This is a genomic window from Oligosphaera ethanolica (assembly GCF_030814695.1).
Classification (GTDB): domain Bacteria; phylum Verrucomicrobiota; class Lentisphaeria; order Oligosphaerales; family Oligosphaeraceae; genus Oligosphaera; species Oligosphaera ethanolica.
Genome location: NZ_JAUSVL010000001.1, coordinates 4,721,290 through 4,735,655 on the forward strand (window position 1 = coordinate 4,721,290; position 14,366 = coordinate 4,735,655).

Genomic DNA, 14,366 nt, shown 5'->3' on the forward strand with positions numbered 1-14,366 from the left:
AATAGTGCGGGAATGTCGCCAGCGGGGGCCTTTTCCGTGTAGGCAAAGAGCCCGTCAGCGGGCAGGACGAAGGCCGCGTAGAGAGCGGAGCTGGTGCCGGGCAGCATCTGCTCTGAGGCGATGACGGCGTCCTCGGCGTCGTTGTAGCGGGTGTTTTTAACGTGCCATGGGCAGTCGCCATCGGTGAGGAAGGCGATGGGTACCTTGGATGGGCCGGCGGCATCACTGAGTTCATCGCTATTGACGAAGGTTCGGCGGGCGAGGGGACTGCAGGGCAGCTGGACGCCAGCGACATCGCGGAAGGCCCGGGCGGCAATGCGGACGCCGGTGGTGATTGCTTCGCCGCTGTCGCTGAGACTGTCTGCCGAGGGGGCGGAGCCGTCGAGAGTGTATCTGACCGTGGAGCCGGCTGGGACGGCGAACGTAGGCAGGAGGGAGCCGCTGAAGCAGTCGGCGAAGGAATTGGGTTCGCCTCCTTCGCGGGAGATGACCGGCGCGGACACGGCCGGGAAGGCCAAAGGCAGGAAGGTATAGGGCAAGTTACTGCCGTAGCCATCCCAGGCGGCGCTGTCATGGGGATAGTAGATGGTCGCCCATGGAGGCAAGGAAGGCATGACGTTGGGTGGATCGCCACGGAAGAGGGCGTCTGTGAGTTTGTAGCAACCACTGAAGGCGTTCGTGGAGCTGAACATGGCGGCGCCGGCGGGGATGCTGACGCAGTTAATGGTCGTGTTGTCCGTGAATGCGAAGCGGTCAATGGCGACGACAGTGTTGCCGTCGTTATCACTGTCAGGTATCTCAACCAATGGGCTCAGACCGACGTAGTCCATGAGGACGGCGGTCTGGTTATTTGCATCGGGAGTGAAAATGAAGCTGAGGTCGCTGCCGGGGGTCCAAATGACATGGTCAATGAAATAGGGGCCGTTGCTACGGGTGGCGCTGAGGTCGCGGACTGCCTGCCAGGTGATGCTGTGGTTGCCCTCGGCGATCTGCAGGCGTTGTTTGCGCCAGCCCTGGCTGGGGCCGCTGTGGGTGAAGACGACATCGTCATCGACAAGGACGGTGAAGATGCCTGGTGAGCTGTTTGAGTTGCTGGCCCAGAAGAAGCTCAGGCAGCCGGGGCCTTGGACGGTGGTCTGCAACCATGACGGCTCATTTGCGGTGAAGGAGCTGCCGTCGGTAAGGACGGCGCTGGAGTTGCCCCATGGGTCGGTGGTATCGATCGGGCGCCATGGGTAGTCCACGTTGGTGGTGAAAACCAGGCTGTCGTCGTTGACGGCATCGGCGAGGGAGCCCATATCCAGGAAGGACTGACTAATGACCGGCCCGCAAAGGAGTTCGCCCTGTTCACCGCGGAAGGGCGCGAGCACAACCGTGCAGTCGCCGCCGTTCAGATTGATGCGATCATTGGTGACGGCCGTGCTATCGGGGCTCGGGTAGGTGCCGTCGGTCGTGTAGCGCAGGGTGATGTTATCGAGGTCGGCGCTCTCAGAGCCAGCAAGGAGCACGAGCGTGCCGTAGTAGAGCGCGGCATTAGCGCCGGTGACGCCATCTTCGCGTTCGAGGGTGGGTATAACGACGGCTCCGGGGAGGGCGTTGGTGGCATAGCCGTGCAGGGTACCGTCGTTGTCAATGGCGGTTTGCCAGGCGGCGGCTTGATCGCTGCCGTAGTTAAAGACGATGGGGCCGACCACCTCGTCGGTGAGGACGATGGCTGGTGGGGCGCCGAGGAAGAAGGCGTCGGCGTCGTTGTGCCAGTCAACGAAGAGCGAGAAGGAGCTGTCGTGAATGGTGGTGAGTGATTGTGGCACGACGAGGACGCCTGAGACGGGGTTGTCATCATCGTCGATGATCATGCCGGCGATGGCGGTGGCGGCGAAGGCGTAGGGGCCGATGGTGGTGGTGCCGTCGGGGATGGTGTAAGCGCCGGTGCGCGCCTGTGGATAGGAGAGGAGGGTTGTGCCGTCAGCGGAGAAGAGCACGCCGTCAATCGTTTTGAGATGGGTATTGCCTGGCGCGACGTCGTAGGCGGCCAGTGGCGAGAGAGGGCCGGCGCCACTGGTGTTGGTGAAGGCCTCGGGGTCGCAGCTGATGAGCGATGCCGGCAGGGTAACCTGGCCAATGGGGCAGCCCAGGAATGCCTGGCAGTCGATGTGTTCAATGCCTTCGCGGAGAATAACTTCGCTGAGGCTGCTGTTAAAGCTCCAGACGTGGAATGCCTGGCCCGGGATGGTCTTGAGTGAGCCGGGCACGGTAAGGGCATTGAGCAAACGTGCGTAAGCGAAGGCGCCATCGGCGATGTCGGTGACGCCATCGGGGATGACGTACGGCCCGGCCTTGCCGGTGGGATAGTGCACGATGACGGTGCCATCGTGATTGAAGATGACACCGTCTTCGCCGGTTTTGAGAGTCGGGTTGGCTGGGGCAATGGCGATGGTCGCCAGCAACGGGCAGTTGGCAAAGGCATTGGCGGTGATGCTGTTGACCCCGGTGCCGATGTGTAGCGTGGTGAGTTGCGGCGTGTAGTTGAACAGAGCATCGGTGATGGCGGCGATGCCATTGCCGATGGACAGGGTCGTGAGACTGTTGCAATCATAGAAGAGATTGTTGGGGATGCTGGTCATACCATTACCGATAGTCACCGAAACGAGATTAGTGCAGGAGCGGAACAGCTCGTTGCCAAGGGTGGTGACGTTGTCGGGAATGACGATGTTGGTGAGGGCACTGCAGTTTTCGAAGGCCCGGTAGCCGATGTTGGTGACACCGCTGCCGATGCTGACGGTGGCCAGGGAGCCGCAGGCGCGAAATACGCGTTCGCCCAGGCTGCGGACATTGTCTGGGATGTCTATGGCGGCCAGTGAACTGCAGTTGTAGAATGCGTAGTTGCCGAGAGTGGTGACGCCGGCACCAAGATGAACGCTGGTCAAAGCCGTGCAGTAGTAGAAGGCGTAGTTGCCAATGCTGGTGACGCTGTCGGGAATGGTGATGCTGGTCAGTCCGAGGGCGTAGTAGAAGGCGTAGTCATTGATGTCGACAAGGCCTTGGCCGAGGTCGATGGTGGTGAGGTTGCTACAGTTGTAGAACGTGTAGCTGTTGATGGCCTTGACCCCGTCAGGGATGGTGATGTGAGTGAGACCAGTGCAGCCGTAAAAGGCGTATGCGCCCAGTATAGTCAGTGACTCTGGCAGGGTGATGGCAGTTAAGGCATTGCAGTTGTAAAACGCGTTGCTACCGATGCTGACGAGGCCATTGCCGAAGGTGATGCTACTGAGATTCCGGCAATAGTTGAAGGCGTAATTGCCGATGCTGGTGACGCTTTCGGGCAACTCGATGCTGTTGAGGCTGCTGCAGTTGCTAAACGCCTGATAGCCGATGCTGGTGACGCTTGGGGGGATAAGGACGTCTCGGAGACTACCACAGTAGCTGAAGGCGTACTGGCTGATGGTGCCGATGCCAGCACCGATGCGGGCGCTGAGTAGGTTGGTGCAGGAGTAGAAGATGTAGTCGCCAATGCTGCTGGTGGTGTCGGGTAGGACCACGTCCACGAGGGCCGAGCAGGATGCGAACGCGTAATGGCCGATGGTGGCCAGGCCATCGTGCAGAGTGACGGAAGTCATCTGGTTGCAGTTGTAGAACGCGTAGTTGCCGATGGTTTGAACGCTTGCGGGGATGTCAATGCCGCTAAGACTGGTGCAGCCGTAGAATGCGTAGTCGCCGATGGCAACCAGGCTTTGGGGTAGGATGATGTTGCTGATGTTGGCGCAGGAGTGGAAGGCGTAGCTGGCGATATGGGTGATGCCTTCCGGTATAACGATGTCGCCGGTTTTGGCGGGGGGCATGCGGACAATGCTGTCGCCGCTTTTATCAAGAAGCAGGCCATCCTCGCTTCGGTAGTAGGGATTGTTCGGCGAAACGGTGAAGGAAATGAGGCTGTTGCAGTATTGGAAGGCGCTGTTGCTGATGGTTCTGACGGCCGCGCCGAGGTGGACGGTCTGGAGTTTGCCGCAGTTGTTGAAAAGATTGTCATTGAGAGTGGCCAAGCCGTCGCCAATGACGACGCTGGTGAGGTTGCCACAGTAGCTGAATGCACGTTCACCAACGCTGGTGACGCTGTCGGGAATAGTCAGCGTTGTCAAGGCGTTGCAGCTGTCAAAGGCGTAGCTGCCGATGCTAGTAAGGGCGGTGTTGAAGTGGATGGTGTTCAGTAGTGAGCAGCTGCTGAAAGCGTAGTTGCCAATGCTGGTGACATTTTCGCCCAAGGTGAGGGTATTCAGTTTGCTGCAGTAGCGGAAACAATAGTCGCTAACGCTGGTGAGGCCGTTGCCGATGGTGACGCTGAGTAGGGATGAGCAGGAATAGAATGCGTTGTTGCCGATACTGGTGACGCTATCGGGAATGTCCAGACCACTGATTTTGTTGCAGGAGTAAAAGGCATAGGCGCCGATACTGGTCAGGTTTTGCGGGAGAAGCAATTCGGTAAGGCCATAGCAATTGTAAAAAGCGTAGTGACCGATGGTGTTGAGGCCGCTGCCGAAGGTGATGGAGCTTAGTGCCGTGCAGCTCCTGAAGGCGTTGTCGCCAATGCTCGTCAGGCTGTCGGGGAAAGCGACGCTGGTTAAGGCGCTGCAATTGCCGAAGGTGTAGGCGCCGATGGTCAGGAGTTGGTTGCCCAAGGTGATAGTGGTCAGGGCGCTGCAGGAGTTGAAGACATAATCCGCAAGGGCGGTCAGGGAATTCGGGAGGATGATTTCGGTGAGTTTGCTGCAGCTTTGGAAGGCATAGCGGCCCAGACTGGTCAGGGCGTTGCTGAGGGTTACTTCTGCAAGGTTACTGCAGTTACTGAAAGCGTATTCGCCGATGCTGGTGACGCTGTCGGGAATGACGATTGCGGTCAAGCCGTTGCAGTTTTGGAAAGCGCGGTCGCCGATGCTGGTGATGGTATTGGGCAGTGTGATAGAATTGATCCCACTGCAATTGGCAAAGGCGCTAGGGTTGATGCTGGTGACGCCGTTGGGGATGACGACATCGCCGGTCTTGCCGATGGGCGTCTGAATGAGCACGGTGAAATCCTGGTTGTAGAGAACGCCGTCCTCGGTGTTGGCGTAGGTCGTGTTGCCTTCAGCGACGGTAAAGGCCAGGAGCTGCGGGCAGTTGTTGAAGGCAGTGGTATCGATCGCGTTGACGGCGCTGCCGATGGTGACGTATTTGAGGGCGCTGCAGTTTGCAAACAGCTCCTGCGGTAGTTCGCTCAGGCCGTTACCGGTGTTGACGCTGACGAGGGCGGTGCAGTAGGCGAAAGCGTGGTCGCCGATGCTGCCGAGGCAGTCCGGCAGGGCCAGTTCGGTCAGCGCGTAACAGCCATAAAACGCATAGCGGCCAATGTTTTTCAGGCCCGTGCCGAAGGTAATTGCGGCTAGGGCGCGGCAATTGTAGAAGGCATAAGCGGCGATCGTTTCGAGGCTGTTCGGAAAGCCGATGGCGTCAATCTTCTGGCAATTGTAGAAAGCGTATTCACCAATGGTCTTCAGGGCGTCATTGAAGTGCACGGTTTGTAGATTATCGCAGTAGGCAAAGGCATAATTAGCAATGCTGGTGAGCGCGGGAGGCAGCTGCAGTGCCTGGAGCGACTCGCAGTCGTAGAATGCATCGGAGCCGATGCTGGTGATGGCCGTGCCCAAAGTGAGGTTGGTGATTGTCGAGCATGAATAGAATGCGTAGGGGGCGATAGTCGTCAGGCCGTTGCCGATGACGACGTCGCTCATGGCGTAGCAGGAGCTGAAGGCGTATTCGCCCATTTTGGTGACGCTGTCAGGGACAGTCACGTCGGTGAGTTCCCAGTTGTTGCTGAAGGCATAGTGGCCAATGCTGGTCAGGCCGTTGCCGAGGGAGAGGGTGGTCAGTTCGTAGCAGTCGGCGAAGGCGTAGTCGCCGATGCCGGTGACGCTGTTGGGGATGTTTATTTGGGCAAGGACTTCGCAGCTGCAAAATGCACATTCGCCGATACTGAGCAAGCTGTTGGGCAGGGTGACCCCGGTGAGGCCAGTGCAATAGTAGAATGCGTAATCGGCGATGCTGGTGACGCCCTCGGGAACGACCGCCGGACCACTTTTGCCCGGGGGATACCTAAGCAGTATGCTACCATCTTTGGAGAAGAGCACGCCGTCGTCGGAATGGACGTAGGTTGGGTTGTCGGCAACCACCGTGAATGCTTCGAGTTGCTCGCAGCCGGTGAAAGCATCGTCATGAATGCTGTTGATGCCACTGCCCAGATGGACGTTGGTGAGGGACTCGCAGTCGTAAAAGACGCTTGCTGGCAGCTGGGTAACGCCATTGCCGATAGTGGCGCTGGTCAGGCTGTAACAGTAGGCAAAGGCGTATTCGCCGATGATGATGACATTGTCGGGAATGACCAATTCTGCCAAGGCTTCGCAGTAGTAGAAAGCATATTCGCTGATGAGGGTGAGGCCCGCGCCGAAAATGACGTTGTCAAGGGCCGTGCAGCCGTAGAAGGCGGCGTAGCCGATGCTGTCGACGCTGTCGGGAATCTGCAGGGAACCCAAAGCCGTGCAGTCATAGAACGCCTGGTTGCCAATGTTGGTGATGGTGTTGGGCAGGTTGATGCTGTTGAGGCTGCGGCATCTGTAGAAACAGTAGCGGGGGATTCGCGCCAAGGCATAGGGCAGGACAATCGCTCTGAGGGCGCTGCATTCGAAGAATGCGTAATCGCCCAAGCTGGTGACGCTGTTGGGGATGACGACATTGTCGAGAAGCTGGCAGCCGTAGAAGGCGTAGTTGCCGATGGTCTGCAGGGCGTTGCCAAAGCTTATGCTATAGAGTTTGCTGCAGTATCTGAAAGTGCTGTCGGCCAGGGTAACGAGGGAGTTTGGCAGCGTGGCGCTGGTCAAGTTGTTGCAGCTGTTGAACGCGCTGGCACCCAGTGCGGTGACGCCTTCGGGAATGACGATGGTGCCTAGGGCGTTGCAACCGTAGAAGGCCCCGCTGCCTATGGTTCGGAGGGAACTGGGCAGAGTGAGATTATTGAGCGCGGTGCAGTCATCAAAGGCACTGCTGCCAATGGTGGTGAGGGTCTCAGGGAAAGTGACTGACGCAAGGGCGGTGCAGGAGCTGAAAGCGTCGTCGTCAATGCTGAGCAGCGCTGGTGGCAGGATCATGCTGGTTAGCGCATAGCAGTAGGCGAAAGCACCGTTGCCAATACTGGTGATCGAGTTGGGCAAAGTGACTTCGGCTAGCGTTGTGCAGTTGTTGAAACAAAGATCGGGAATGGCGGTGATTCCCGCGCCGATGTGAGCGGAGCCAAGACCGTTGCAGTTGTCGAAAAGGCCAGTGCCGATACTGGATACGGCGTCGGGGATAATCATGGTGGTGAGGCCGGTGCAGTTGGCGAAGGCGTAGTCGCCAATGCTGGTGACAGTTGCGGGGATGGTCAGAGTCGTGAGGCCGGTGCAGCTGTCGAAGGCATGCTGACCAATAGTGAGCAAGCTGTTGGGGAGGACGATCGACGTGAGGTTCACGCAACTGGCAAAGGCATAGGGAGCAATGGCCGTAATGCCCTCGGGGACGACGTAGGCGCCGGAACGGCCTGTTGGCACGAGCAAGAGATGGTCCTCGGCGGCGTTGAGAATTGAACCGTCGGCGGATACGGTGAAGGACGTATTGCCGTCCTCGACATAGAACTGCAGGAGGCTGGAGCAGCCGGCAAAGGCGTTGTCTTGAATGGTGCTGATATTGCTGCTGATGACGATTTGGGCGAGGCTGCGGCAGCCCCTAAAGAGATTGCTGCTGATGGCGGTGACGCCATCGCCGAAGGTGAAATCGGTAAGGGCAGTACAATCGGCAAAGGCCTGCTCGCCAATGTTGGTGACGCTGTCGGGTATGGTCACGTTCTGCAGGGAGGAGCAGCCCATGAAAGCGTAGTTGCCAATAGAAAGTAGGCTGTTGGGAAAGATGACGTTGGTGATGGCCGAGCAGCGGCTGAATGCGTAGTGGCCGATGCTGAGGAGGCTGTTGCCAAGGCTGAGCTCTCGCAGAGCGCTGCAGTATTGGAAGGCATTATTGCCGATGCTGGTGACGCTGTCCGGCAGCGCAAGGGTATGCAGCTTATTGCAGTTTTGGAAGGCGTTGTTGCCGATAGTCGTCAGGCCGTTGGGCAGGGCGATGGTTTCCAAAGCGGTGCATTGATAGAAGCAGCTATTGCCAACACTGCGGATGAGATTGCCAGCGTTGCGGCTGTGATTACCAAAGGTGACGTTTTGCAGCGCCTGGCAGTGGTAGAAGAGGTAGTCGCTGAGTTCTGTGAGGCCGTTGCCCAAGTTGACATCGGTCAAGCCACTGCAGTAGGCGAAGGCGTAGCTGCCTATACTGGTGACCGCGTCGGGTATCTGTAGGCTAGTTAAAGCCTGGCAGTAATAGAACGCCTGCCGACCGATACTAGTCAGCGACGCTGGCAGGACCAGGTTGGTAAGAGCCGTGCAGTTGTAAAAGGCCGTATCGCCGATGGTGGTGACGCCGGGCATGGCCAAGGTGGTTATACCGATGCAGTAGTAAAAGGCGTAGCTGCCGATGGTGGTCGTGGCAATGGGAAGATTGATGTCGGTGAGTTTGTGGCAGTAATAAAAGGCGTTGTTGCCAATGCTGGTGATGCCGTCGGGGAAGTTGATGGTGGTTAGGGCGCGGCAGTAGTTGAAGGCATTGTCGCTGATCTCCGTCAGCGCGTTGCTGAGGGTGACGCTTTGCAGTGACTGGCAGTTGGCGAAAACCGCGCTGCCCATGCTGGTGACATTGTCAGGTATAATTATGGTCGTGATGGCGCTGCAGTTTTCGAAGGCGCTGTTGCCGATGCGCTGGACTGTGCCGGGGATGCTGATGCCGATTAGCATGTTACAGCTGTAGAAGGCAAAGTCGCTGATGGTGGTGATGCCTTCGCCCAGGGTGACATTCTGCAGGTTTTCGCATTGATAAAAAGCGCCCTCGCCGATGGTGGTGACGCTATCAGGGATGACGATGCCAGTCAGGCCCTGGCAATAATAGAACGCGTAGTCGGCGATGCTGGTGACGGTATTCGGCAGGACGTAGTTGCCACTGAAGCTCGGCGGGAAGGCGATGAGTTCGGTTTGGTCCTTGTCAAAAAGAATGCCACGTTCGTCATGTGAATAGTATGGGTTGGTTTCAGCAACAGTAAACCCTTGCAGGTTGTGGCAGTCTTCAAAAGCCTGTGGGCCGATGTTTGCCAGGGAGCTGCCCAAATAAATCGTTTGCAGGTTATTGCAACCCGCGAAAGCGCCTTCGCCAATGCTGGTGACAGTATCCGGGATGATTACGGCGAGCAGAGACTCACAGTAGCTGAAAGTGTAATTGCCGATGCTGGTCAAGCCCGGTTGCAGAGTGAGGGTGCTGAGGGCGTAGCAGTTGGCAAAGGCATAGTTGCCGATGCTGGTGACGGATGTGGGAATGGTGATGCTGGTCAAACTGTCGCAGTAGTAGAAAGCAGAATTGCCGATGCTGGAAATGCCTTCCGGAATGACCACAGCGGATAATGCTTCGCAGTAGGCAAAGACGTACTGGCCGATGCTGGTCAGCGATGGCGGCAGGGCAATACTTTGCAGTTCATAACAGTCGTAAAAAGCGTTATTGCCAAGGCTGGCGAGGTGATTGCTCAGGGTGACGTTGCGCAGTTGTTCGCAGGAATAGAACGCGCTGTCGCCGATGCTGACGACACTATCGGGAATAGTGATGGTGATAAGCATATCGCAGTAGCGGAAGGCACTGCTGCCGATGGTGGTCAGTGCGGTGCCGAGTTGGACGTTGGCAAGGTTGCTGCACCCACTGAATGCGTAGTTGCCGATGGTGTTGACACTGTCAGGAATGGAAACGGCCCCCAGCGCCTCGCAGTTCGTGAAGGCGCTGTTGCCGATGCTGACGAGCGCGTTGTTGAAAACGACACTGCTTAGTGACTCGCAGTCGGCAAAGGCATTGGCGCTTAGTGTGGTCACGGCATCGGGGAAGGTGAAGCTGCTGAGGCTTTGGCAGTTGGCGAAGCTGTAGTAGCCAATGCTGGTAGTGGTCGCTGGCAGGTTTATGCTGTATAGGGCTGCGCAGTTGTTGAACAAGCCGTCACTGATGGCGCTGATGCCGCTGCCAATGGTGGCATTGGTGAGACTCTGACAGGAACTGAATACGTAATAGCCCAATGACGTGACGCTGTCGGGAATGACCACTGAGGCGAGGCTGTTGCAGTAGGCGAAAGCATGGTTGCCGATGGTGGCTAAGGTGCTAGGCAAGGCAATGTTAGCGAGGAGCGCACAAGATTCGAAAGCGCTGTTGCCGATGCTTGCCAAACCTTCATTGAAGGCGATACTCTGCAGCGCGGAGCAGTTGGCGAAGGCGGTGTCGCCTATCTGCCGTATTTGTGACGGTAGGATAATGGCTGGCAATGTCACGCAGTTCTGAAAAGCGCCGCTACTGATTTGAGCCAGACCACTGCCCAGGGTGACTGAACTCAGCGCTTGGCAGCCCCTAAAGGCGTTTTCGCCGAGGTTGGTCAGGCTGTCCGGCAAGCCGACGGCGGTCAAGGCTGAACAGCCGTTGAAGGCGTTGTCGTCCATGGTGGCCAGGCCGTTGCCGAAGCTAATTTGGGCCAGTGCGGCGCAGGCGGCAAAGGCGCCTTCACCAATGTCGGTCAGACTGTCTGGGAAGATGATGCCGGTGAGGGCCGTACAGCCGGCGAAAGCCCAGGGGCCGATGTGAGTGACGCCATCGGGGACCTGAAATTGCCCCTGCAGAGCCTGTGGCGCCATGACCAGCTCACTGAGGTCCTTGCTGAAAAGGACGCCGGCGGCGGAATGGGCGAATGACGGATTGTCCGCAGCGACGGTGTAGGTGTTCAGCTGTGGGCAGTCGGCAAAGGCGTTGGTGCCAATGGTGGTCAGGCCTTGGCCAAAGAAGACACTCTGCAGGGCGGTGTCGCCGGCAAAGGCGTTGCTGCCAATGATGGTGAGACTGTCCGGGAGAGTGATGCTGCCCAGGCTTGGGCATTGGCTGAATGCGTCATTGCCGATACTTTGGATGCCATCCGCGAGATTGATCAGCCCCAGCGCGGCGCATTGACTAAACGCATTGGCACCGATGGTGCTGACGCCGCCGGGGATGCTGATTGCTGTAAGCGCTTGGCAATTGAAGAAGGCGTTTGGGGCGATGGTCGTCAGGGTGCTGGGCAGGGTGACCTCGGCGAGCCGGGTGCAATTCATGAACGCCCCATCTTCAATGCTTGTCACTCCTTCGGGGATGACGACGGCGAGCAGTGCGGAACAATTTTGGCAGGCGTTGGGGCCGATCGTGGTGATGTTTTGACCGAGGTTGAGCGACGTGAGGCTGTTGCAGGTGGTGAAGCAGCCTTCGGGTACGCTGAGAATGCCGTTGCCAAGAGTGACACTCTGCATGGCGCCGCAGTTGGCAAAGGCGTTAGTGCCTAAGCTGTTGACTGAGTCAGGGAGACTGATCGCGATTAGGGCGGCACAGCCGGCAAAGGCTGAATTACCGATACTGGTCAGGCCGTTTGGGAAGCCAAAGGTACTGAGCTGGGGGCAGTTCATAAACGCATTGTTGCCGATGCAGATGAGGCCGCTACCGACGTTGACTGTACCGAGCTGGGGGCAGAAGCTGAAGGCGTCATTGCCGATGCTGGTGACGCTGTTGGGCATATTCACGATATTGAGGGTGCCGCTGCCGTGGAAAGCGAAGTCGGCGATGGTCGTGGTCGTGTCAGGCAGATCGATGCTGCCGCCAAGCCCAGCTGGGAACTGGATGATGGTGGTGCCGGCCTTGTTGGTAAGAATACCGCTGCCACTGTGAGCGTAGGCGCTGTTGGCGCCATCGACGGTGAAAGCCGTGAGGAGATCACAACGGCTGAAAGCCTGGAGGCCGATATCCGTGACGTTGGCGGGAATGGCCGCCGCAGGCAGTGCGTTACAACTGTAGAAGGCCTTGGGGCCAATATTGGTGAGGGCTACTGGCAGGTCGATGCTGCCAAGAGCCGTGCAGCCACTGAAGGCCTCCTGGCCTATGCTGAGCAGGTCGTTCGGTAACTCAATGTTCTCCATGCTGGAGCAGGCGAAAAAGGCTTTTTCGCCGATGTTGGTGACGATATGTGGGATGGCCACTGCAGTTAGCTTCTGGCAAGACTCGAAGAGACTGGGGGAAACAGCGGTGAGTGCGGCCGGCAGCTGTATGGTCGCCAGGTTCTGGCAGGCGCGGAAGGCGGCTGTACCGATGTTGGCGACGCTGTCGGGGATGGTGAGGTCGGTCAGGCCCCGGCAGGCGGCGAACGCTTCCTCACCAATGCTGATTACTGTGGACGGTATGGTTACCGAGCTCAACAGGGTACAATTTTTACCGGCGGCGTTGCCAATACTGGTGACGCTGTTGGGGATGTCGAGAGCGCGCAACTGTGAACAGCCTTGGAAGAGCATGTCACTGATTTGGGACATATTTTGGCTGAGCGTCACTGAGCGGAGCCGGTTGCAGTTCATGCAGGCGCCTGGGCCAATACTGGTGACTGAGTCGGGGAAAAGCAAATCTTGTAGGGAGGTGCAGGAGTTGAAGGCGTCAGGACCGATGTTGCTGACTGTTTTGGGAATGGCCAATGCAGCCAAGTCGTAGCAGTACATGAATGCTCTTTCGCCGATGTGCGTGAGGGCGTCGGGAAGGGATATGCTCATCATGCTGCCACAGCCGTAGAATGTAAAGTCGTCAATGGCGGTGATACCATTGGGAATTGTCATGGCGGTGAGGTTGCTGCAGTTGTAGAAGGCGTGGCTGCCGAGATGACTGAGGCCGGCGGGAAGGTTGAGTTCGGTTAGCGAATAACAGTAGCCAAAAGCGTGGTCGCCAACGGCGGTCACGCCGTCGGGGATGATCAGGGCATTGAGATCGTTGCAGCCGAAGAAGGCGCCCGCACCAATGGCAGTGGTGCCTGGAGGGAGGATGACTGCAGGTAGCAACCAGCAGTTAAGAAACATATCGTCAGGTATGGCGCTGATGGACGGCCCCAGGACTACGTTGGTCAATCCCCGGCAATCCGCGAAAGCCCCGGCACCAACGGAGCTGACGCTGTCAGGCATGACGAGTGTTTCCAATTCGCTACAGCCCCAGAAGGCGCGTTCGCCGATACTTTGCAGATTATCTGGCAGTTGCACTGTCTCCATGGGCATATTGACGAAGGCCTGGGGGGCGATGTGCCGCACGGTGTCGGGTATGACGACTTGCGTTGCTTCGCGCGTGCCGCGACGGCGTTCTAATGGGGTGTCATCCTGCTCCGCGCCTGGGGCGAAGGCGAAGACTGTGTCGCCGGTGGTGTTGAGTAGATTACCATTATCATCAATGCGGAAGTTGGGATTGCCTTCGGCAAGGCCGATCGGGTTGCCGTAGGCGGGATTGCCGAAGAGAGTGTCCAGAGATGCCGGCAGATGCAAGCGGCAGTTGAAGGCCATCGTGCCTAATGTGCCGACGCCCTCGGGCACCGTCACCGGATTGAGGTCGCAGTTGGCGAAGGCAAAATTGCCGATGACGTTGAGGCTAGGTGGAAAATCCACGCCAGTGAAGACGGGGGCATAGCCGGTGCTGCGGGTGCCGGTAAAGACCATATTGTAGTCGAAAGCCGCCGGGCCAATGCGGGTGACGCTTGCCGGGATGGTCAGAATGCCGTCCTGGACGTGATTTTCCAGGTTAGCCATGGGCCAGAAGACCAGTTCATTGCCATTGGCCAAAAGCATGCCACTAGCCGCATCGACTGAAAAGACTGGGTTGCCACTGGCTATCTCGATCGTGACCAGATTTTCCATGGAACTCATGCCGACAAAGGGATTGCCAACGACGGTCGTCAGCGACGCCGGCAGCTGCACGGCTTCCAGTTCCCAGTTATTGAAGGCGCCGTCGTGGATTTCGCGCACTCCCTCTGGGACAATAATGCTGGTTGCCGCTGATTGACTGAAAGCGTCCCGGGAGTCGTAGCCCATGGCGTTCAAGTTGGTTAGGCCGCTCCCGGGGCCAATGGCCAGAACCGGTTTGCCACCGATGGCTTGGGGGATGACGACTGTCTCACTGTTGCCGACGTAGTCGGTGATCATGACGCCGACAGTATCGCCAATGCGATATTCTTTGACGACGAAGTCCGTGTCGGGATTGGCTTCAAGCGCGTAGAGTGGTGGCCACGCCATGGCTAGTATTGCCGCCATGGCCAGCATAATTCGGGGAAGACTGCGGCGAGGGCGAGCCTGGAGTGTTGGCTTGCGCGTGACCATGGCGGTGTCACTGGCTTTTTCACCTGAGAAGACTGTGTGGGTGTTCATGAC

1 protein-coding gene (running past one end of the window) is annotated in these 14,366 nt (G+C 58.0%); it reads right to left on the bottom strand.

Annotation, left to right across the window (positions count from 1 at the left end; translation table 11 throughout):
* A protein-coding gene (locus J3R75_RS16485; RefSeq protein WP_307263863.1) for a leucine-rich repeat protein crosses the window boundary here: on the bottom strand, positions 1–14,363 show its 5' end (the start). 14,542 nt of this gene lie to the left of the window's left edge; the window shows 14,363 of its 28,905 coding nt (coding positions 1–14,363); it begins with the start codon at positions 14,361–14,363; its stop codon lies off the left edge, out of view.
* Positions 14,364–14,366: the final 3 nt, after the last annotated feature.